Here is a 21,414-nt window from a genome sequence, read left to right on the forward strand (position 1 = left end):
ATGATTTCAGAGTTAAGCTTCACAGAGGAGAATTACCTCAAGGCAATATTCCACCTTTCGTCAGAAGGAACTGAGACAGTGAATACAAATTCACTGGCAGAAAGCATGAGCACGACCCCCGCCTCTGTCAATGACATGGTTAAAAGACTGGCTCAAAAAAAACTCATCGGTTATCAGAAGTATAAAGGAGCCACTCTCCTACCCAAGGGAAAAAAAGTGGCACTGACCATCATCAGAAAGCACCGTCTTTGGGAAGTTTTCTTAGTGGAAAAGTTGGAATTCAAATGGGACGAAGTGCATGAGATCGCCGAGCAACTGGAACACATAAAATCTCCTACCCTTATTAAGAAACTCGATAAGTTTTTAGGGTTTCCAACAATGGATCCTCATGGCGATCCCATACCCGATGAGGATGGCGTAATGAAGGCAAGCATTCGAGCTTCGATTTCTGATGTAAATATAAACTCCAGGGGAATTGTAGTTGCAGTGAATAACGATGACACTTTACTTCTACAGCATTTGGATTCCATTGGGATTAAGCTTGGCTCCCGAATACATGTAATAGACCGCATGGAGTTTGATGGTTCTGTTTCTGTCACCATCGATGATGGGAAGAAACAATTCATCTCTAAACCTGTTGCAGAAAATCTAATGATCACAATCACAGACACAAAATGAAGAACCTGTTTTTCATATTTATAGCCCTAATTACTCTTGGCTGCACAACCGCTGAAAAGTCTGGGGATGGTAACGAAAAACCACACATTGTAGCTACCACAGGAATGCTCTATGATGCTGTGATTAACATTGCCGGAGATAAAGTAACAGCTGAGGCGATCATGGGGCCCGGAGTTGATCCACACTTGTACAAGGCTACACAGGGTGATCTGGCAAAATTCAATAAAGCAGATCTCATCGTTTACAATGGCATCTATCTGGAAGGAAAAATGAGTGATATTCTTGCAAAGCTAGGAAGGCAAAAGCCTGTTGTTGCAGCTGCAGAATCAATACCTAAAGAAATGCTCAAATCAGCGATCGGTTACGATGATGCCTATGATCCTCATGTGTGGTTTGATGTACAGCGTTGGAGGTACGTTGTAACATCAATCAATGAAGCATTGATCAAATTAGATTCAACCAATCGAGAATACTTCCAAACTAATGCGGCATCCTATCTCAAGGAGCTGGATAGTCTTGATCGATATGTGAAGCAGCGAATCAATGAGATACCAGAGGATCAACGAATTCTTGTGACGGCACATGATGCCTTTGTCTATTTCGGAGATGCGTATGGAATGCAGGTTGAAGGCTTACAAGGCATTTCCACTGTGGCTGATTTTGGTTTGAAGGATATCGCTGAAGTAATCGATCTCATCATTGAAAATAACATCAAAGCCATTTTTGTTGAGACAAGTGTATCGGATAAGTCCATAAAAGCAGTGGTAACGGGATGCCAGGAAAAAGGGCATGAAGTTAAAATTGGAGGTTATCTATACTCTGACGCTATGGGTGAGTTAGGGACTGAAGAAGGAACTTATACTGGGATGTTTAAGAGTAATGTTGAGACCATAGTAAATGCCTTAAAATGATACAACAAGTAGAAAATCCCGCCTTAGAAATCCATGATCTAACGGTAAGCTACGACAAGAAACCGGTTTTATGGGGTATCGATTTATCGATTCCAAGAGGTGCACTGTGCGGAATTATAGGCCCCAATGGTGCTGGGAAGTCTACGCTTATCAAGGCGATCATGAATCTGGTAGATATGAACTCAGGATATGTCAAGCTTTTTGATCAGACACTGGATGAGGTTCGAAAAAAGGTCAGCTATGTTCCGCAACGTGAATCGGTAGATTGGGATTTCCCAGCATCTGTTTTGGATGTTGTTTTAATGGGTAGGTATGCCAATCTGGGATTATTCAAAAATCCACGAAGAGCGGATAAAGATGCTGCCCTTAAGGCACTGGAGATGGTCGGCATGGAAAAATATTCCAAACGTCAGATTTCACAACTTTCCGGCGGCCAGCAGCAACGCGTGTTCCTTGCAAGAGCACTTACCCAAAATGCAGACATCTACTTTCTGGATGAGCCATTTTCCGGAGTAGATGCCGCCACTGAAAAAGCAATATTTCAAATCCTTAAAAATCTATCAAAGGATGGTAAAACAATCATTGTCGTCCACCATGACCTTCAGTCTGTTGAACCCTACTTTGAATGGGTGATACTTCTCAACTTGAGATTAGTCGCTTCCGGGCCTACCAAACAGGTCTTCACTCCCGCTCTGTTGGAGGAAACCTATGGTGGAAAGCTAACCTTACTCACAGAGGTTGGTGAGCTGGTGAAGAAAGGTGAATTTGAGGCAAGAGAAAAGCAGTAATGGAAACCCTGATCGAATTTTTTTCTTTCAAATACCCAAACATCAAATACGTGGTGTTCGGTACCATTCTCTTGTCGATCAGCTCAGCTGTTGTCGGCTGTTTCACTTTCATCAAGAAGAAGTCATTGGTAGGAGACGTGATCTCTCATGCCGTCCTTCCAGGGATTTGTATCTCTTTTATGGTATCAGGCAGCAAAGATCCATTCTTGTTGATTATTGGTGCTTTTATCTCAGGTTGGATTTCCATTTTAGTCATGGACGCCATAATCAGAAACACGAAAATCAAAGAGGATGCAGCCACCGGCTTATCACTCTCTGTATTTTTTGGGATAGGCATACTATTGATGACTTACATCCAGCATTCTGGTAATGCTGCTCAAAGTGGGCTAGATACTTTTCTATTTGGAAAAGCAGCCGCACTTGTAGGTAAGGACCTGATGGCATTTAGCATCATCGCCGTAATAGTGTTATTGACTGTGTTCTTCTTCTACAAAGAATTCAAGCTCATCAGTTTTGATCAGCAATTTGCTAAGGTGATCGGATTACCCATCAGAAGACTGGAAATGGTTTTAACATCCATCACTGTACTTGCTGTGGTCACAGGCATACAAGCTGTTGGCGTTGTTTTGATGGCAGCAATGCTGATTACCCCTGCTGCTGCGGCTAGGTTTTGGACAGATCGTCTATCCCGAATGATTTTAATGGCATCCATTTTTGGGGCATTCTCGGGAATTAGTGGAGCTTTTATCTCTTATAGTGCACCGTCTATGCCCACAGGACCATGGATGGTCATGGTCTTGTCCATCATAGCGCTGATCTCTTTTTTCTTTGCCCCAAGAAAGGGAATTGTCATAAGGCAATGGCGGAGGTTTTCAATTCAGCGTCAGCTTTTAGAAGAAAACCTATTGAAAGCCTTTTACAGAATTGGTGAAAACAGCGGCGAGCATTTCAATCGTGTAGCTGTTGATGATATTCAATTAATAAGAAACTTCTCGCCTGCTCAACTTGCAAAAGGGTTAAGAAAACTTCGGGTAAATGGATATGTTCAAAGAGCTAACGGGAGCTGGTATCTCACAAATGAGGGGTTTGAAAAAGGGAAGCGAATCACACGCTTACATAGGCTGTGGGAGTTGTACTTAACTAAATATCTTCGAATAGCACCAGATCATGTGCATGAAGATGCCGACACTATTGAGCACGTTATTACACCTGAATTGGAAGCTCGACTTGTGAAGTTGTTAGAATATCCCACTGAAGATCCACACCTATCTGAAATACCTAAATAATGGATGCATTTTGGATCATATTAACCGGTTCTTTAGTGGCAGTCAGCTGTGCTTTGTTGGGCTCATTTCTGATCCTTCGCAAAATGTCGATGGTAGGTGATGCAATCTCTCACTCTGTCCTTCCGGGAATCGTCATTGCGTTTTTTATTGCAGGAAGTATGCAATCCATCTGGATGTTGGTCGGTGCAGGCATTCTGGGAATCCTCACGACATTTCTTATTGAATTCTTCCATCAAAAAGGACGACTTCAAACCGATGCTTCCATTGGAGTCACATTTACCTGGCTTTTTGCACTTGGGGTGATATTGGTTACCTATTACGCCGGAAATGCTCACATAGATCAGGATTGTATCTTACACGGTGAGATCGCTTATGTGCCAATTGACCTAATGTATGACTCGCAAGGAAATCCGATTGGCCCGAAGGCTGTGATCATTCTATCCTTTGTTCTTGTGCTCATTCTGGCTTTCATATTCCTCTTTTACAAAGAACTTTTCATCACTACTTTCGATGCTTCGTTTGCCAGCGCGATTGGTCTTAACACTTCCAGATGGCATTATGCGCTTATGGGTTTGGTATCACTAACTACAGTTGCATCATTTGAATCTGTTGGGGCTATTCTGGTGGTTGCTTTACTCATTGCTCCAGCTGCTTCGGCTTACCTGATAACAACACAACTAAAAACAATGTTGATACTGAGTTCAGGTTTCGGAATTCTCAGCTCCTTTTTAGGGTATTGGCTTAGTTATCTTTTAGATGGATCGATTGCTGGTGCAATGGTCACCGTCTCAGGCTTTATTTTCGCAGTATGCTACGTCATCGTACGAATCAAAAAATGAAAAAAGTAACGATTATAATCTTCCTGGTTTTAACCATGTCTTCTTGCTACAAAACCATCTCCATTGATGGGTTTGATAAAGAAAAGTGGGTCAATAACCTTACAGCATGTAGTAGCTACAGAAACGACATCTCTACTCTGTTATTAGATAATGAGGGAGTCATTCTTAAGAGTACCCAAAATGAAGTGGAGAGTTTACTAGGCAAAGCCTCAGAACATGAACTCTATGAACGAAATCAGAAGTTTTTCCACTATAGACTATCTCCTCCTGATAGTTGTGGACAAGAAGAAACACTTAAATACCTATCCATCCGATTCAATGCGATGGGACGTGCAAACCAGGTTCAGGTAATGCTTAGGGAAGCTAATAAGTGATCAGTGAATGAATGTCATTGGAGTATTTTCTTAATGGGTCCAATCCCTTTAAAAACCCTAATTCCACCAAAAAGGAAAATCCTGCGACCACCCCTCTGGATATTTTAACCAACTCAGCAGCAGCAATGGCTGTACCTCCTGTAGCCAGCAAATCATCATGAATAAGGGCCCGTTGACCTTCGCGGAGTGCATCTTTATGTATCTCCACTTCTGCACTTCCATATTCAAGATCATATTTAAACGCATGCGTTTCTGCTGGCAGCTTACCTTTCTTCCGTATAGGCACAAAAGGAATCTTCATTTTCTGAGCCAATGCATTGCCCCAAATAAACCCTCTGGATTCAATTCCAATAATGACATCAATTTCTTTAGATATCCAGTATTCAGCCAAAGCAGTCGTGATATCAGCACTCAATTCTACATCCTTCAGCAAGGGTGTTATATCTTTAAAAACGATTCCGGGTTTTGGGAAATCGGGTACATCTCTAATGGATTCAATAATTCTTTTCTCCAGCGTCATACGATGAGGTTAAAACACTTTTTTCAAAGTGAGGCACAGTATTTGAATTAAGTCACTAAAAAACTCAAACCACATGAAACGAGCAAGGCAATAATCAAATGGATTTGAACCTGGCTATTCATTTAAACTATTCGCTGATATGAAAAAGGTATTCTTAACTTTGCTAATTATTGGCTCTGCCACTTTCGCTTACACTCAAAAGCTCTCTAAAATTGAAGAGGTCTTACAGTCAAAGCAAAAATGGACAGCCATGGACGTGAAAAGTAATCGTCCATACTTTGAAATTGGAGAGACTTTTACCATCCGGATCGATCGCAAGTTTTATCACAACCGAAATAACTATGCGAAACTGGGTGGTGACTGGTCACTGGACGGGAAGAGGCTAATCCTCACCTATGATTCGTTTACGGAGGAAAGAAGAAGAATTCCGTATGTTTACAAGATCAAAAAGTGGGGTAAAAATGGATTTCGATTAACCTATCGAAATAAGTACAACAAAAAAGAGAAAGTTTATTTCAAATAAGATTCGCCCCATTTAGGGGCATTTTTTATGAGGAATGACTACTATAAGGATACCATTAACAAGTTATGAATTTAAGATCAGCTATTCTATTTATCGGTTTCATTGGACTTTTTGCTTTAAAGGGCTATTCTCAAGACCCGAAAGAAGATGAATACTCGGACTATTCTTACCTGTGGGCAGATGAGGATGACAAGAAAAAAAAGAAGAAGAAAAAGAAGAAAAAAGATACAGTACTGACTGTTCAAGCCGATACGGTAATCAATCCGTCTGACAGTCTTTTGATTGATAGTCTGTCTCAACCATCTATCGTGCAGCCGGACACGATCCCTCCAGACACCACTCGTCAGACAGAAATTGAATTGCCTGTTGAAGAAGAGGTAAAAGAAGAGAAAGAAAAGAAACCGAAAAGAGAAAAAGCCGAACGTCCACCTATTAGTGACTTCAGAGAACCGATGGTCCTGCCGAATGAAGATGGTAGCATCAATGGGGGGATGACTTACACACAGATAGATGGTAAAGACTATGTTGGGCTTGTGTTATCGCCGGAATTCAAACTCGGCAAAGTGGGTGTCGGATTAAATGTCCCCATTCTATATGGACTTGATGATAAATCCATTCGGACAGAAATATTCGAAGATGGAGTTGGTGCCGCCAGGCTTTTCAGATACGTCCGTTACGGCAAGCAAAAAAGTGATCCTGTGTATGTGAAAGCCGGAGAGATCTCCGGACTCATGCTAGGTTATGGTGGTTTGATGAACAATTACACCAATTCTACCAGCTACGAAAAAAGTAAAGTAGGTATACATACTGATTTCAATTATGATCGATTCATAGGGCTTGAAATGATGTACAGTGACCTAAACCCGCAATCCTTTAATCTCTTTGCAGCAAGACCATACATCAGACCGCTCTCCTCCTTCCCAATCAATATTTTAAACACCCTGGAAGTTGGAGCATCATACGTTGTTGATAAGGATCAAACGGATATCATCACCAGTGATTCTACAAGTACCACCTACGCGTTTACTAAAAGTGGTGCAAAGGGAATGGGCTTTGATATGGGGATTACGCTTTTAAGTTCTCCATTCATCCAGATTGATATGTTTGCTTCCTATTCCAGACTGAATATACAAAGCGATACACTTACCGAGCTGGCGACTGCATCGGGTGAGTCCAATTTTGAAACAGGGTCCGGTGCATCCGTTGGGGTGAATTTCAGGATGCATTTTATCGCAGATGTGTTCAGTACGGATGTTCGAATCGAACGTCTGAATAACTCCGATCATTATCAACCTCAGTTTTTCAATGCAACTTATGAAATCAATAAAGATGCAAGAATTGCTTCATTGATTGGAATTGAAGGAAAAAATGGCATTTACGGTTCATTGAGAGGACATGTACTCAAAAAGGTTTCGCTTGGCGGAAGCTTGATGATACCTGATGACATTTCAGCATCTTCACCTGCTTTTGTAGAGTTAACAGCAGACATGGAACGTCTGGCTGATAAATTTTCCTTCCACGGTAATTATGTGAAAGGTGACCTGGATGATCTTGGTGATGCGTTTAAATTAGACGAACGTTCTTTGGCTAAAATGAGGTTCATCTATCACATGAATAAGTTTCTGGCTACAGGCGTAGATTACTACTGGCTGTTTACTCCTACTGCCGAAGGTGGATTTGAAGCAACCAAATATGTAATGCCTTATTTTGGGGTGAGTATTTCACTCTAAACACCAACAAAACTTAAAGCTCTGCATTGTCAGAGCTTTTTTATAATATTTTTATTTAGTTGCATTAACAACTAATTTTGCGATGACTAAATTATATAGCTATGCATTGGGAATCATACAGTCACACAAAGCTGAAAAAAATTGTCTTTGATGCCTTAGAGCAAAACCTGGATTACAGGCATAAGCCTGTTTTAGGATTGCCTGCCTCCTATCTTGACACAGAAGTCTTTTATCAGGACGCCCCTTTCCTTAAAGACGCACCATTCCTTTCGGCAATGATTGCTAATCCTAACCATATTGGATGTCACACCTTAAATGAATCAGAAAGAGCATTTGAAGGCACTCAGAAAATTGAATCTGAATTGATTCAACTATGCGCGAAAGAAATATTTGAAGGGGAAGATGATCACTATGATGGCTATGTTGCATCAGGAGGAACAGAAGCCAACATCCAGGCTATCTGGATTTTAAAAAGATATTATGAACAAGAGTATGGGGCTAAACCTGAGGAAATAGCGCTTGCATTTACAGAAGATGCACACTACTCAATGCCAAAAGCAGGATCACTGTTGAGCCTTGATCGCATCGTTTTACCTGTTGATACTCACTCAAGAAAGATTTCATTTGAAGCCAAAGGAGTGATTAAGGAGGCGAAAAACGAAGGTAAAAAGTACTTCATTTTAGTCCTGAATATGGGTACTACTATGTTTGGCTCTATCGATGATGTAGATGAAGTCTGTGGGTGGATGGATGAGTTGGAGATAAATTTCAAAGTACATATAGACGCTGCATTTGGCGGATTTATATATCCATTTGCACAGTCAAACTCCAAAATGACTTTCAAAAATCCGAAGATCATTTCTTTTACTTTAGATGGGCATAAGATGCTCCAATCCCCATATGGGACCGGAATCTACATCACACGTGAAGGATTCATGGATTATGCACTAACGGAAGAAGCTAATTACGTAAAGGGCAAAGACTATACGCTTATCGGAAGTCGATCAGGAGCCAATGCAATAGCTGTGTGGATGATCATGCGCACTTATGGTTCTGAAGGATGGAAGATGAAAATCAAAAAACTGTTAGAAAAAACTGACCGTTTATGCGAACAACTTGATGCGAAAGGCATTGGATATTATCGTAACTCATCAATGAACATTGTAACCATCAAATCGGAATACATTGATTCAAAAACAGCTCAAGATTATCTTTTGGTACCGGATACACACGACGGCCAGCCTAACTGGTATAAGATCGTGGTAATGGACCATGTGACCCAAGGGCTACTGGATCGGTTTCTATTGGAAGTTCACCCTCAACCGGTATGATTATTCAAACCTTAGCGAATCAATTGGGTCTAATTTAGAAGCTTTATGAGCAGGTATATAGCCTGATATCAGGCCAACAACTATGCCTATCACTACTGCTACAAACATCCAAAGCCAGGGCACAATAAAATCAGACTTAAACAGTACGGTAGAGGTTAAATTACCTATCCCCATTCCGAAGATGATACCTCCTATCCCACCCATTTGGGTTATTACAATCGCCTCAATTAGAAATTGTTGGCGGATTTTTAAGGGAGTGGCACCTAGTGCTTTTCTAACTCCAATTTCTCTGGTCCGCTCTGTTACAGACACCATCATGATGTTCATCAATCCGATTGAAGCACCTAACAAGGTTAAAAACCCTACAACAAACCCTCCTATGCGCAAATTACCTGTTATAGATCCTATTCTTTGAGCAAGAGATTTGCTCGCTGATAGCTCAAAAGAATCTTCCTGGCCTGGTCGGTCTCTTCTAATTTTTCTCATCAATCCACGGGCTATGGCCATGGCGTTTTCCATCTGCGTTGGGTCAGCAACCGAAACAGCTATTTCATAACCAAAATTCCTCTCGGGAGCGATTATCCTTGCCGTCTGCATTGGTATAATAATCGTCCGGTCAATATTGGATGTACCACTTGCGCCTCCTTGCTCGGCAATGGTTCCAACAATTCGAAACTTGGATCCCATCAAACTAATTTTCTTTCCTACCGGGCTTACATTATCGTCAAATAATTCATCAATCACATCACTTCCCACCAAAGCAACATAGCTTCCATTCAAACTTTCATTGGCAGAAAAAGGTCTCCCCTCAGCAACATCATAACCATCCACTGTCAAATAGTTTTCATCTCCACCACGTACAATTTGATTCGGATTGGTCACCTTAGACCCATACTTTACTTCTGCCTGACCAGTAATGACGGTATATATAGAAGGTGTACCAGGACCTTCATACTTTTCTTTAAATGTAAGGAGTTGGTCATAGGTAACTTTTGGATAAGATTTTTCCTTCTTTCCATCGGATGATCCACGTCCTCGCCTCTTGTCCTCAATATCAAAGGTATTAGCCCCTAGACTTGAAAAACTTTTATCAATGGAGTTTTGAATTCCATCAATAGCTGTGAGGATTCCAACCAAAGAAGTTATTCCTATTGAGATAAGTGCAGCGGTTAAGAATGTTCTAAGCTTGTTGGCTTTGATAGACTTAATACCCTCTTTGATGTTTTCGCGAATGTTCATCGAATGGTTTTAGTAAAACACAAGGTTTTGTTTAACGTTGTACTATACAAATGTGATGCATATGAGGGGAATATTGTTACTAATTTTCTTGAATGTCTGTATAGCCAGCCAGGCGGCATATATCCTCATCCCAATGGATGAGACCCAATCCAACCATTTAAAGGCATATGGAATAGCTTATTGGATACTTACGAAGGATGTAGAGGTGGATTGGATGCTAAACTATAAAGGTGGAAGTTTTATGGTCAAGCATCTTCAGGTTTTTGAAAATGAGTGCATCATTCGAGGAGTTTCATACCAGGTGATCTCCGATGCTGAAGCGAATGATATTCTAAATGTAATCGCTTCTCCATCCTCCAATATGGATGTGATGAAATTGGAAAAATTTCCCAAAATAGCCGTCTATTCACCCAAAAGCAAGCAACCCTGGGATGATGCAGTAACGCTTGTGCTTACTTATGCCGAGATTCCCTACGATGTAATCTTTGATGATGAAATTATGGGTGATGAATTACCAAAATACGATTGGTTACATCTTCACCATGAAGATTTCACCGGCCAATACGGAAAGTTTTATCGTGCGTACCATCACTTCCCCTGGTACCAACAACAGCAACGTGAATATGAAGAGTCAGCTCGTAAGCATGGCTTCAATAAAGTGTCCCAACTAAAACTCGCTACCGTTCAGCGGATCAAATCATATGTAGCTAGTGGAGGATTCTTGTTTGCCATGTGCTCAGCTACAGACACCTACGACATTGCCCTTGCCGCAGAAGGATTGGATATTGTTGAGAACATGTATGATGGAGATCCTGCAGACCCCAGAGCACAGTCTAAACTCGATTTCTCACAAACCATGGCGTTTGAGAATTTCACAATTGAGCGAGACCCTATGCGGTATGAATATTCGAATATTGACAACCAGGCCAATGAAAGAGGGTTAGTTGAAAAGAATGATTATTTCACACTTTTTGAGTTTTCTGCTAAATGGGATCCGATCCCAACCATGCTGACGCAGAATCACCAGGAGATCATCCATGGTTTTATGGGGCAAACCACAGGATTTAAAAAGCAGCTGGTAAAAGGTGATGTAATTGTGATGGGACAAACGCCAAGCATAAATGAGGCGAAATACATTCATGGAGTTTTAGGTAGAGGGTTCTGGACATTTTATGGTGGTCACGACCCGGAAGACTACCAGCATTTTGTGAATGAGCCACCTACCGATTTGAATTTGCATCCTAACTCTCCTGGTTATCGGTTGATCCTGAATAATATCCTGTTTCCGGCTGCTAAGAAGAAGAAGCAGAAGACTTAGCAAACATTTATTCTGAATTTAGATCGAATAATCTAAGTTGCACTTAAAAAAACATGAGGTAAATCGGCTTTTCTATTTCTATCTTTATTAAATGAAAAAGCTTGTATATTCCGTTTTCTGTTATGCAGTTTCGTTAACTGGATTTGCACAATCATGGGATTTGCAAGAATATGAGTTTAATGGTCTGTTTGAAACTGATTCTGCTTTGTTCAGCGTAATCCAAGATTCGTGGGGTATCTCTTATGACAATGGAGTTACATGGTCATATAACTCACTCAATATTCAGGAAGATTTCACACCTGTCTGGATAGGTTTTTTCAATGAAAATTACGGACTTGTTGGCTTAAGGAGCGGAACAGAGAACTCTGTAATAAAAACTGTGGATGGAGGAAAAAACTGGATGAGTGATGAGTCCGGATTCACACCACAGTATTGGAGTGATGAAATTTATCACATTTCAGACGGAACTTTTATCATAAAAGCATCTCAAGGATCAACCAATGATATCACATTTGATTATGGTGAGACATGGGAAAAAGTATCACTCCCTACTTCGGGGAATACCTACTTGCCTGAATTAAATGTCTTCGAAAATACAGTCTATTACCGAACTGGAAGCGATATTCATAAATCAACAAATGGTGCTCAAAGTTGGAGTTCTATCTATAGCAGAAGTTCTGATGATATGATCACTTTCAGTTTTATAGATGAAAATACGGGCTATCTAATTACTGGCAATTGTTGTGATGAGTCAAATCATCAATTACATAAAACTATTGATGGAGGATTAAGTTGGTCAACTGTCGAAACAGATCTCAGTGGTAATATTACAGCACTAATTTTTACTTCTGAATCAAAAGGATTTGTTGTCGAAAATGAAACAGGATGGATTAAAGAAAGTAATGATGGTGGCAAAACCTGGATTAAAAATACACCTTTTAATTCCGAACCTTACCTTGTCTTAAGAACAAATCAGTCGGCTTATATTTTTGGAAGAGATGCTTTTAAATTTAACCCTAATGGGTCAGCCTTAGGACTTAACTCAAATAAGTCAACTATTTATCCTAACCCAACGACTGCTTGGGTCAAGCTGGATTTTAAATATGAAAATTATAAAATAATTGATCTTTCAGGCAGGGTCATTGCTATGGGGGCTTACTCTAAAAATGGAATCAATGTTTCTTCTCTTCAAAGTGGTGAATACCTTTTAATAATAACAATAGGTGAAAAAGTAGAAGCTGCCAGGTTTATTAAAACCGAGTAGAATTAATGCATCCGATCCGCTCTTGGAGTCAGTTCTTTCATAATCTTGGCTTCTTCCGAGAGGAAATATTTCCATCGATTTTCAACTTTATCAGCTGGGAGGTACTCTTTTGCCAGATCAATGAAGTTGTGATAATGTCCAGCTTCTGATACCATGAGATCATAGTAGAATCTTTGAAGTTCTTCGTCTTCAATATTCTTCCAAAGGAGTTTAAAGCGCTCGCAACTTCTAGCCTCAATTAGCGCATTCATCAGCAACCGCTCCACCAACTGCTCGTCTCTGGTACCACCCTTTTTCATAATCCCATTCAGTCTGGATACATATTCATCTTTGCGCGCTTTACCCAGCTTAAACCCACGCTTCTTCAAATGCTCAATGACCAACTCAAAGTGTGCCCATTCCTCCGCAACAACTGGTGTAAGTACATCCACTAGCTTTTCTCGCTCAGGAAACATAATGATCAGTGAAATGCATGAAGAAGCAGCTTTTTGCTCACAATAGGCATGGTCCACCAGAATATCCTCAATATTTTTCTCGGCAATGTTCACCCATCTCGGATCAGTTGGGAGTTCCAGCCCTAATGTCGTTTTATCCTTATTCATCAATCAAAAAACATCCATCTAATAATCAAATCTATCGCTTTTGGCTGGCCTGGATAATTAGGGGTTGCGAAATAACCATCGTCCTGTGGTTGATTAAAATGCGTCCACTTTAATGAGAAGAAGAACTTATCCACTTTCATATTGACGAACAAATTAGCAGCAGCATATCCAAATATCTCCTGCTCATCCTGAAGGTAAAACTGTTGTATTTCAGGAGCGTATGCATTTCCATAATAAGCTGAACGTGCATGTGCATCTACTCCAAATTCGACAGGCACAAGATCATCAAACCACTTCCCCCTCCAAAAATACCGTCCATTGTACCAGACATCAGGAAGCCGTACAAACTGAGAAGCTCCGCCTGAAACATTAGTCACCAAAACTTCATTTTCCAAATGCCAGCCTTCGCCTTTACTATTTAGAAACCTGAGATTGAAATCACCCCCTAAAGAGGAAATGAGTGCGCCATCTGAAGCTTGCTGTGGTTCTATTTCCTGATCAAAATAAATAAAGTTGTTGTAGGCAGCCAGCTTTACTTTTGGCCGGATATCGAAATGTTTGAAATCCAGGTTTAACTGTCCTTTTAGCTCATTGGAAAATACGGAGCTAAAATCATTATGCCATTCGTGATGGTTGCCAAAATAATTCAGATAAACAAATGGAACCCTGTACTTCTTTGACGTGTAACTCACATTGATCAGATCGCTGGAAATATCTCCTCCTAATTGATACTCACCCCCTACCAGAAACTGCGCATTTCCGGAAACAGCAAATTTGTCCTTCCAATCAAACCGAACATAGCCGCCCAGGTATTTTTCGACAGTTTTGCCCCCTGGATCATACAATAAATAATTAAAATCAACCGCTCTGAGTCGTGCGTAAAATCGATAGAACACGCTAGATAAATCCCCTTTCAGCCCCGCTTCATTTGACACTGAAGTGAAAACGGACCTTTCTTGTGTACTGTCAGTATCAATTAAAAACTGATCATAGAAATCATTGTAGGTATTGTAGCCATCTGCTGTAGACCCACCGGCAAAATCCTTATAGATGTTTGACTCTTTGCGATAATCAAACGTGTGGTATAGTTGAAACTGATCTGCGATTTGAAGATCCTGATACAAGTGAAATCTTGCAGTTTTCACGATCGCCTGAGCTTCATCAAGCCTAACCAGGGCATTATCAAACAAAAAGAAATCTGTTCTGAGAGAATCTGAAGTAGGTCTTGCGCCCCCCAGCTCCACTACTTTATGACTCATACTTGAATAATTGGCTAGCACCTGGTAGGGAATACTAGAATGCTTATAGTGTGTATACCCAACAAACGAGGAGCCGATGACTTGCCTGTCCGTTTGATTTTCAGGAGCTAACTGCTTGTTCGTTGTGATCTTTCTGATGTCAAAACCCAGGTTCCAGTTCTCATTAACATTTCTTGAAAATCCGATATCTACAATGTTGCGATTGCCCCCACCCAGGTAAACAAGTAATTCAATAAATGGGGATTTTGTGTCGTAATATTTCACATCTGATAGCTGATATGCATATCGATCGTATGCATTAAAGCCGGATGTTCGCCCGATTTGGTCTTGTGGAGTGTAGAAGATAGGAAAAAGAGCCGTTCCGAAATTTCCGAGACTTTGAAACTTACGTCCTGTTTGATCGACATATGATTGTCTTTCAAAAAGGTATATGGATGTGTCTACCGGCTGATACGATTCAATATTGTTTACCAGGTTAAACTCTGAGGTAAACGTTGTGGTCTCCGGACCATATACCAATTTAGTAGAATCATCTACTATCTGGGCTGAAAGGCAAGAAACTATCAGAACCGTTATAAAATATAAATAAATGCGCACGCGCAAATTTAACGATTGCTTTTCATGGAGAAAGTGCATTTGAAAACGTTTTACAAAAAGCGAGCCGATTCTGAAGTGAGATACCTTTCCAATACTTAAATTCCTCCCAAAGCCGGCGTGTGTTTGACGCGTGACTCAGTTTTAATCAATTGACGGCTTTACGCTAGAAAACACCTTGACAAAAGCACGCGTTACAAACGCGTTAACTGGTGACGAGTACAACGAGGAACGAAGGGTTTTCTACTGATTTCTTTCCTCAATTCTTGAATCATCCATTTCAGTTGGAAAGAAATCAGTAACGTAGACCATTTTCGCAGAATTATCTATGAAATAGATAATCTTAATAGTTTTTCGGGTAGTCACTTCATAGAGAAGATACTTATGGCCTACCCCAAGAAAGGCTAATTTATCTTCATCACTACCACGATTAGGCATTTTATCAAGTGAAAGTGCCATATCTAAAATCTCATCGGATTTACGATCTGCACTTTCTTCAGAGTGAGTTGAGTATAAGTATTTTAGTAAATCGTAATAGTAAGTTTCACCTTCAGGAGTAATATCTACTACATAGCTTGATTCTTCTTCCACTGGTCTACTTCTGCTTTGAAAGATTTAATGGATCGTGTTTTTCCTTCTCTTACTGACTTCAAAGATTGTTTTGCTCTGGAAATCATTTCATCATCAGAAGTATTAAAAAAATCCTTCTGAGTTTCTTTTAGAAGCAGCTTCAAATGAAGGCTCAATAATTCTGTATCCTCTATCTTATCAATGATTTCGTGCAATGATTGCTTTACTGAAGTTGTCATATCGAGCTATTTATTACAAATTAACGATATTACTTTGATTGACATACACGAAGAGGGGTATTTTTAGTTCACCCAAAGAAATGAAACTGCAGTCCTTATTCAATCAAGCCCCACACTGCTGCTGCATTCTATGATAAGCTATGCACATGAATCATTATTAGCGTGTCATGCTGTATGCAGTGAAGAATCTATGTTATTGATGAGATGCTTCGTTCCTCAGCATAACAACAATTTAAGGTCTACCCCTCAGAGTCACTCGTATAGGCTCTGAGATCATTGCATATACAGCGTAGTATTTACCTACGCTTTCATATCATTTCTAAATCCAATAGATTATTTCTTAGTGTGGGATGTTATGTTGTTGGTTACGTTCTGTTGCTATGAAAGCAATAAAATATAAAAAGCATAGCTACAAGCTATGCCTAGATACCTCTTTATAAACTACGCTTAGTTAGGGGTTTCAAAGCTCTCCGATAAAGAAAAAGAGCATATCTTCATTACCCTGGATGCTATGATCCGGGATTTCAAAAACAAACAGGCATACGGAACCTGAAAAAATCTTAACTTTTTCTAACTCTTCCTCATCAGATACTTTTCTCGCCTTTAAGAGCTATAACAAAAAAGCTCAACTTCGTAAGTTGAGCTTCGAATTCTATCTCTTCTTAAATACCGGCTTCTCATCCCAGCCCCCGGGCGGAGCTTCTATACCATCAGGAACTGGATGGTCCAATAGCATTACACCTTCTCCAGTATGATCTTCAGGATATTCTACCGAGAAGCGTGTACCCTCTTTTACAAGATTGTAATAACCACTTATACCAACTGACTGATTGTACTCTATACCGTCTACTCTATATTTAAATTGTGCTACTTTCCCTCCTTTCAGAGGTTTATATACATTGAATACTTCACCTATTGAATAATCCTGAGGTAATGATTCTAACCACTTGAAATAAACAAAAATTCCAATACTGACCAGAATGAAAGTATAAAGTATTGGATTCTTTTTAAACCGTTCTTTAATCATCTTTTGATCCAGCGAATGCAGAACCTGTCCTTATCGTCACACCCGCTCCATTTACAACAAAATCATTTGTTCTACTTAGAGGATTGATACCTCTTCCTAGATTTCCTAAACTGGGATTAACAAGTCCTACCAGGCAATAGCAATAAATAGAACAGTCAGAATGCTCTTGTGGCAATTTTTTGGTGAGATTCGCATGTTACTAATAATAACCTCTAATCAATTGACTAAAGGTTATTTATAAATGTTAGGGTTAGGATTTGTAGTTTTTAACTACGTATAAAATTCAAAACTATAATAAATTCTTAATTACTTCCAAGTACCTCTATTGTAAAATGAATAAACAGTTCCTTTTTAAGGATGAAGGTGTCACTTCAATGAACGAATTAAAAATTGATAAAACACTTCCTAGTTAAAATTGTATTTATTTGGACAATTATATTAATGGAAAGAAAAATGTTGCGCATTAAAGACATAACTACTTACCTGGAATCATGGGCGCCTTCCTCCCTACAGGAATCATATGACAACTCCGGGCTATTGCTCGGTGAGAAAACGGATGAAGTGAATCAAGTCCTAATCTCACTGGATATTACGGAAGAAGTGATTGATGAAGCCATAGCAACACAATCAGATTTCATTATCGCTCATCATCCATTTATTTTCAAAGGGTTAAAAAAAATTGGTGATTCTCATTGGATTGACCGATGCATTCGCAAGGCAATAAAAAATGACATTGCTATTTATGCCATCCATACAAATCTGGATAACATTCATACGGGAGTAAATAAGAAAATTGCCGAAAAAGTAGGTCTATCAAAAACATCTATTCTTCAGCCCAAAAAAGAAACCCTTTCGAAACTGACTGTCTTTATGCCCGTTGAAAATAAAGATGAAGTACTAAATGCGATGTATGCCGCAGGAGCAGGCAATATTGGAAATTATGATCACTGTAGTTTCCAAATCGAAGGTACTGGAACTTTTAGAGGCAATGAAGACAGCAATCCCACTATTGGTAATCAAGGTGAGGATGAAAGTGTCCAAGAAACCAGATGCGAAGTGTTAGTTCCAACTTATCGGATAAATCAGGTCTTGAATGCAATGAATGAAGCACACCCCTACGAGGAGGTGGCTCACTATATTAACCCGCTTTCCAATATAAATCAGGAGGTTGGAGCCGGAATGATCGGTCATCTCCCCCAGCCTGCTAAAACAAAAGAGTTTCTTCTTAGTCTTAAGAAGAGCATGAATTTGGATATCATAAGGCACACCAAAATAGTTCGAGATGAAATTTCGAAAGTTGCTATCTGTGGTGGATCTGGTAGTTTTTTGCTGAAATCAGCTATAGCCAAAAGTGCTGATATTTTTATCACAGCTGACTTTAAGTATCATGACTTCTTTGAGGCAAATGAGGAGATCATTATTGCGGATATTGGGCACTATGAAAGCGAAGTATTTACGAAAGAATTATTACAGGATGCATTAACTAAAAATTTCACTAAGTTTGCGTTCCGTTTGTCTAAGGTAGACACGAATCCAATCAAATATCTATAGTAAACTGAATGGAAAATACAGTAGCTAAAAAGCTGGAAGCTTTAGAAAAACTACAAGCACTAGACTCAAAAATAGACGAGATAAAGAAAATTAGGGGAGCACTCCCTGAAGAGGTCCAGGATCTGGAGGATGAGATTGCAGGGTACCAAACACGTATCGACAAGCAAGCTGATGAGCAGAAGGAAATGGATGATTCCATTTCCGCAAATAAAACTGCAATCAAAGATGCTGAAAAGCTCATCAAGAAGTATGAGGAGCAGCAGATGAATGTTCGAAATAATCGTGAATACGATGCAATCACGAAGGAAATGGAGCTGCAGCAATTAGAGATTCAGATTCTTGAGAAGAGAATTAAGGAAGCTCACGAAAAAATTGATGCTAAGAAAGGTGAAATTGAGGAGACCAAGAATATACTTTCTGAACGTGAAAAGGACCTGAAGAGTAAGAAAGAAGAGCTTGCAAACATTATCAAAGAGTCTGAAACGGATGAGCAAAAGATTGAAAAAGATCGAGCTAAGGCAGCTAAGAACGTGGAGGAAAGACTTTTAAAATCTTATGACAAGGTAAGAACTAACATGAGAAACGGTCTGGCTGTTGTTCCTGTAAAAAGAGGAGCTTGCGGAGGTTGTTTTAATGTGGTTCCTCCTCAGAAGCAAGCTGAGATCAGAGAGAAAAAGAAAATCATCGTTTGTGAGCATTGTGGAAGAATTCTTTCCGATGTAGAAGAAGTGATAGAGGAGGAAAAGCCAAAAAGAAGAACCACACGAAAGAAGACTACAACAAAGAAGGCTACTGCTAAAAAATAGACTTCTATCAAATATTTAAGAAAGAGGCTTCCAGTTTTGGGAGCCTTTTTTATTTCACACCATCTTCCGGATTCTTACCCTTGAACTGTCTGAAGTAGTCTTTAATTTCTTCCATCTCTCTTTCCATATCTCCTGATGGATAGAAGGGCTCATCCACAAAGACCGTTTTTGTACCATAGTCAAAGCCAATTTTCACAATCGGCACTTCGGCCTGAACAGCAATGCGATAAAATCCTGTTTTCCATTTTGGCGAATAGCTTCGGGTTCCCTCGGGTGTGATAGTCATTATGAATTCTTCTCGCTCCTTATACAAATCCACCACTTGCTGTACTAGTTGTGTGCTTTTCTTCTTGCTTTTACGATCTACTGGAACCCCACCTATAAATGACAAAAACCAACCCACGACCGGAATCTGAAATAATTCTTTTTTCCCAAGAAAATTAGGTCTGAAGCCAATTACATTTCTTGCTCCCCAGCCTACGAAAAAATCCCAGTTACTTGTATGAGGAGCTACAATGATTACATATTTTTTTAGGTCAGGTTTCTTTCCATCTATTTTCCAGCCTGATAGCTTATACAAACCGCCTAAAATGAATCTAATCAATATTCATGTTATTTATAAGCTCCCATAGAGGAGAACTTCTCAATCCGATCATTGATCCTTTCTTCAGGAGACTTAGAAGAGAGAGCTTTGATTTCCTTTAGGATAACTTTCTTCAACTCACTTGAAGTTTTATTTAAGTCTGTATGTGCACCACCGAGCGGCTCTTTAATAATACCATCTATTAGCTTATTTTTAAGCATATCATCAGCGGTAAGCTTTAGGGCTTCTGCTGCCTGCTCTTTATAATCCCAGCTTCTCCAAAGTATTGAAGAACAAGATTCAGGGGAAATAACCGAATACCAGGTGTTTTCCATCATGAATACTTTATCGCCAATCGCAATACCCAACGCTCCTCCTGAGGCTCCTTCTCCTATTATTATACAAATAACAGGCACTTTTAGCATGGTCATTTCTTTCAGGTTTCTGGCAATAGCTTCTCCCTGCCCCCTTTCTTCTGCTTCCAGACCTGGAAAAGCACCGGGAGTATCAATTAAGGTCACAATTGGCTTATTGAACTTCTCAGCCATTTTCATAAGACGAAGTGCCTTACGATAGCCTTCCGGATTGGCCATACCGAAGTTTCGCATCTGGCGTTGTTTGGTGGACCTCCCCTTTTGCTGGCCTATAAACATCACTGTTTCACTACCAATGGTACCAAAACCACCAACCATGGCCTTATCATCTTTTACCGTACGATCACCATGCAACTCAATGAAGTCGCTAGTCATCTCGTAGATGTAATCCAGCGTGTACGGTCTGTCCGGATGACGCGACAACTGTACCCTTTGCCACCTTGTGAGGTTGGTAAAGGTTTCCTTTTTCAGTTTCAATATTTTCTTTTCTAATTGGGTTACCGCATCTGAGACGTTAACGTCACTGGACTGAGCCAGCTCTTTCATATCGGCAAGTTTTGATTCCAGTTCAGAAATCGGCTTTTCAAAGTCTAATAGCATAGGATTGAATTTGCAGAGACAAACTTACTGTGAAAGGACTAAACGACTTAAAAATATTCTTAAGAAAATTCACATTTAGGTATTGTTTAGGAAAAGAAATGCTCTTACTTTTGCAACGCTTTTGTAGCACGGTCCGGTAGTTCAGTTGGTTAGAATGCCTGCCTGTCACGCAGGAGGTCGCGAGTTCGAGTCTCGTCCGGACCGCTAAAAGCACAAACCCATCTCATTTGAGGTGGGTTTTTTGTTTGAAAATATGGAGGTCGCGAGTTCGACACTACGCGTGCCGGTGCTCGTCCGGACCGCTAAAAGCACAAACCCATCTCATTTGAGGTGGGTTTTTTGTTTGAAAATATGGAGGTCGCGAGTTCGACACTACGCGTGCCGGTGCTCGTCCGGACCGCTAAAAGC

Annotated in this window: 22 protein-coding genes, 1 tRNA gene and 1 pseudogene; 15 read left to right on the forward strand and 9 right to left on the reverse strand. The window is 40.0% G+C overall.

Features of this window, described 5'->3' with window-relative positions; genetic code table 11:
- Genes CHB71_RS05570 through CHB71_RS05595 form a run of 6 tightly spaced genes read left to right on the forward strand, consistent with a single transcriptional unit; the run spans nucleotide 1 to nucleotide 4,876 of the window.
- Nucleotides 1–678 (forward strand): metal-dependent transcriptional regulator, encoded by a 678-nt coding sequence (locus CHB71_RS05570; protein WP_089355913.1) that lies wholly within the window; start codon nucleotides 1–3, stop codon nucleotides 676–678.
- A complete protein-coding gene (locus CHB71_RS05575; RefSeq protein WP_089355914.1) occupies nucleotides 675–1,589 on the forward strand; it encodes a metal ABC transporter solute-binding protein, Zn/Mn family in 915 nt (304 codons plus the stop codon). Before CHB71_RS05570 ends, CHB71_RS05575 begins: the two co-directional genes overlap by 4 nt.
- The gene (locus tag CHB71_RS05580) at nucleotides 1,586–2,377 is read left to right on the forward strand and encodes a metal ABC transporter ATP-binding protein (RefSeq protein WP_089355915.1); all 792 of its coding nucleotides are present in this window, start codon (nucleotides 1,586–1,588) and stop codon (nucleotides 2,375–2,377) included. The genes CHB71_RS05575 and CHB71_RS05580 overlap by 4 nt, the downstream gene beginning before the upstream one ends.
- Nucleotides 2,377–3,663 carry a metal ABC transporter permease gene (locus tag CHB71_RS05585; protein ID WP_089355916.1) on the forward strand — a complete coding sequence of 429 codons (1,287 nt, stop codon included), beginning with the start codon at nucleotides 2,377–2,379 and terminating at the stop codon, nucleotides 3,661–3,663. Before CHB71_RS05580 ends, CHB71_RS05585 begins: the two co-directional genes overlap by 1 nt.
- Entirely contained in the window at nucleotides 3,663–4,502 is an 840-nt protein-coding gene (locus tag CHB71_RS05590; protein ID WP_089355917.1) for a metal ABC transporter permease, read from the forward strand. Before CHB71_RS05585 ends, CHB71_RS05590 begins: the two co-directional genes overlap by 1 nt.
- Nucleotides 4,499–4,876: a hypothetical protein gene (locus CHB71_RS05595; protein ID WP_089355918.1), complete on the forward strand. Its 378-nt coding sequence runs from the start codon at nucleotides 4,499–4,501 to the stop codon at nucleotides 4,874–4,876. The genes CHB71_RS05590 and CHB71_RS05595 overlap by 4 nt, the downstream gene beginning before the upstream one ends.
- Here the strand turns inward: CHB71_RS05595 and CHB71_RS05600 are convergent.
- Nucleotides 4,866–5,396, reverse strand: a complete 531-nt coding sequence (locus tag CHB71_RS05600) for an adenine phosphoribosyltransferase (protein WP_089355919.1) — start codon at nucleotides 5,394–5,396, stop codon at nucleotides 4,866–4,868. The two genes, CHB71_RS05595 and CHB71_RS05600, sit on opposite strands and share 11 nt — an antisense overlap.
- A gap of 139 nt (nucleotides 5,397–5,535) precedes the next feature.
- Between CHB71_RS05600 and CHB71_RS05605 the strand changes: the two genes are divergently transcribed.
- The 3 genes from CHB71_RS05605 (at nucleotide 5,536) to CHB71_RS05615 (ending at nucleotide 8,980) form a co-directional block, all read left to right on the forward strand.
- Nucleotides 5,536–5,919, forward strand: a complete 384-nt coding sequence (locus CHB71_RS05605) for a hypothetical protein (protein ID WP_089355920.1) — start codon at nucleotides 5,536–5,538, stop codon at nucleotides 5,917–5,919.
- A 65-nt stretch (nucleotides 5,920–5,984) separates the two neighbouring features.
- On the forward strand, nucleotides 5,985–7,649 hold the full coding sequence (locus CHB71_RS05610; protein WP_089355921.1) for a hypothetical protein: 1,665 nt from the start codon (nucleotides 5,985–5,987) through the stop codon (nucleotides 7,647–7,649).
- Nucleotides 7,650–7,750: 101 nt separating this feature from the next.
- Nucleotides 7,751–8,980, forward strand: coding sequence for a pyridoxal phosphate-dependent decarboxylase family protein (locus CHB71_RS05615; protein WP_089355922.1), 1,230 nt, complete (start codon nucleotides 7,751–7,753; stop codon nucleotides 8,978–8,980).
- Here CHB71_RS05615 and CHB71_RS05620 read toward each other — a convergent pair whose 3' ends face one another.
- Entirely contained in the window at nucleotides 8,981–10,219 is a 1,239-nt protein-coding gene (locus CHB71_RS05620) for an ABC transporter permease (RefSeq protein ID WP_089355923.1), read from the reverse strand. It abuts the gene before it with no gap.
- A gap of 61 nt (nucleotides 10,220–10,280) precedes the next feature.
- On the opposite strand from CHB71_RS05620, the gene CHB71_RS05625 reads away from it, so the two are divergent.
- Together CHB71_RS05625 and CHB71_RS05630 are read left to right on the forward strand one after the other, a co-directional pair.
- Complete coding sequence (locus CHB71_RS05625) at nucleotides 10,281–11,537, forward strand: asparagine synthetase B (protein WP_089355924.1); 1,257 nt, start codon at nucleotides 10,281–10,283, stop codon at nucleotides 11,535–11,537.
- Between the two features lie 91 nt (nucleotides 11,538–11,628).
- On the forward strand, nucleotides 11,629–12,801 hold the full coding sequence (locus CHB71_RS05630) for a T9SS type A sorting domain-containing protein (RefSeq protein ID WP_089355925.1): 1,173 nt from the start codon (nucleotides 11,629–11,631) through the stop codon (nucleotides 12,799–12,801).
- A gap of 2 nt (nucleotides 12,802–12,803) precedes the next feature.
- On the opposite strand, the gene miaE is transcribed toward CHB71_RS05630, so the two are convergent.
- From miaE to CHB71_RS05650, 4 genes are all read right to left on the reverse strand, one after another.
- Nucleotides 12,804–13,403, reverse strand: a complete 600-nt coding sequence (miaE, locus tag CHB71_RS05635) for a tRNA-(ms[2]io[6]A)-hydroxylase (protein WP_089355926.1) — start codon at nucleotides 13,401–13,403, stop codon at nucleotides 12,804–12,806.
- The gene (locus tag CHB71_RS05640) at nucleotides 13,403–15,259 is read right to left on the reverse strand and encodes a putative porin (RefSeq protein ID WP_179213319.1); all 1,857 of its coding nucleotides are present in this window, start codon (nucleotides 15,257–15,259) and stop codon (nucleotides 13,403–13,405) included. Before CHB71_RS05640 ends, miaE begins: the two co-directional genes overlap by 1 nt.
- A gap of 240 nt (nucleotides 15,260–15,499) precedes the next feature.
- Nucleotides 15,500–15,847 (reverse strand): hypothetical protein, encoded by a 348-nt coding sequence (locus CHB71_RS05645; RefSeq protein WP_089355928.1) that lies wholly within the window; start codon nucleotides 15,845–15,847, stop codon nucleotides 15,500–15,502.
- On the reverse strand, nucleotides 15,823–16,065 hold the full coding sequence (locus CHB71_RS05650) for a hypothetical protein (RefSeq protein WP_089355929.1): 243 nt from the start codon (nucleotides 16,063–16,065) through the stop codon (nucleotides 15,823–15,825). The genes CHB71_RS05645 and CHB71_RS05650 overlap by 25 nt, the downstream gene beginning before the upstream one ends.
- 457 nt (nucleotides 16,066–16,522) lie before the next feature.
- On the opposite strand from CHB71_RS05650, the pseudogene CHB71_RS19135 reads away from it, so the two are divergent.
- A pseudogene (locus CHB71_RS19135) lies at nucleotides 16,523–16,618 on the forward strand (helix-turn-helix domain-containing protein); the annotation flags it as partial.
- A 99-nt stretch (nucleotides 16,619–16,717) separates the two neighbouring features.
- On the opposite strand, the gene CHB71_RS05655 reads toward CHB71_RS19135, so the two are convergent.
- A complete protein-coding gene (locus CHB71_RS05655) occupies nucleotides 16,718–17,092 on the reverse strand; it encodes a hypothetical protein (protein ID WP_089355930.1) in 375 nt (124 codons plus the stop codon).
- Nucleotides 17,093–17,533: 441 nt separating this feature from the next.
- Between CHB71_RS05655 and CHB71_RS05660 the strand changes: the two genes are divergently transcribed.
- Both CHB71_RS05660 and CHB71_RS05665 read left to right on the forward strand, forming a co-directional pair.
- Nucleotides 17,534–18,643 carry a Nif3-like dinuclear metal center hexameric protein gene (locus CHB71_RS05660; RefSeq protein WP_245811220.1) on the forward strand — a complete coding sequence of 370 codons (1,110 nt, stop codon included), beginning with the start codon at nucleotides 17,534–17,536 and terminating at the stop codon, nucleotides 18,641–18,643.
- Nucleotides 18,644–18,651: 8 nt separating this feature from the next.
- Complete coding sequence (locus tag CHB71_RS05665) at nucleotides 18,652–19,449, forward strand: zinc ribbon domain-containing protein (RefSeq protein ID WP_089355931.1); 798 nt, start codon at nucleotides 18,652–18,654, stop codon at nucleotides 19,447–19,449.
- 49 nt (nucleotides 19,450–19,498) lie between these two features.
- Here CHB71_RS05665 and CHB71_RS05670 read toward each other — a convergent pair whose 3' ends face one another.
- Together CHB71_RS05670 and CHB71_RS05675 are read right to left on the reverse strand one after the other, a co-directional pair.
- Nucleotides 19,499–20,053 carry a lysophospholipid acyltransferase family protein gene (locus CHB71_RS05670; protein ID WP_089355932.1) on the reverse strand — a complete coding sequence of 185 codons (555 nt, stop codon included), beginning with the start codon at nucleotides 20,051–20,053 and terminating at the stop codon, nucleotides 19,499–19,501.
- Nucleotides 20,054–20,061: 8 nt separating this feature from the next.
- Complete coding sequence (locus CHB71_RS05675) at nucleotides 20,062–21,006, reverse strand: acetyl-CoA carboxylase carboxyltransferase subunit alpha (protein WP_089355933.1); 945 nt, start codon at nucleotides 21,004–21,006, stop codon at nucleotides 20,062–20,064.
- Nucleotides 21,007–21,136: 130 nt separating this feature from the next.
- Between CHB71_RS05675 and CHB71_RS05680 the strand changes: the two genes are divergently transcribed.
- Nucleotides 21,137–21,210: transfer RNA gene (locus tag CHB71_RS05680), tRNA-Asp, on the forward strand.
- Nucleotides 21,211–21,414 lie beyond the last annotated feature (204 nt).

The sequence above is a fragment of the Ekhidna lutea genome (assembly GCF_900188325.1).
Lineage (GTDB): Bacteria > Bacteroidota > Bacteroidia > Cytophagales > Cyclobacteriaceae > Ekhidna > Ekhidna lutea.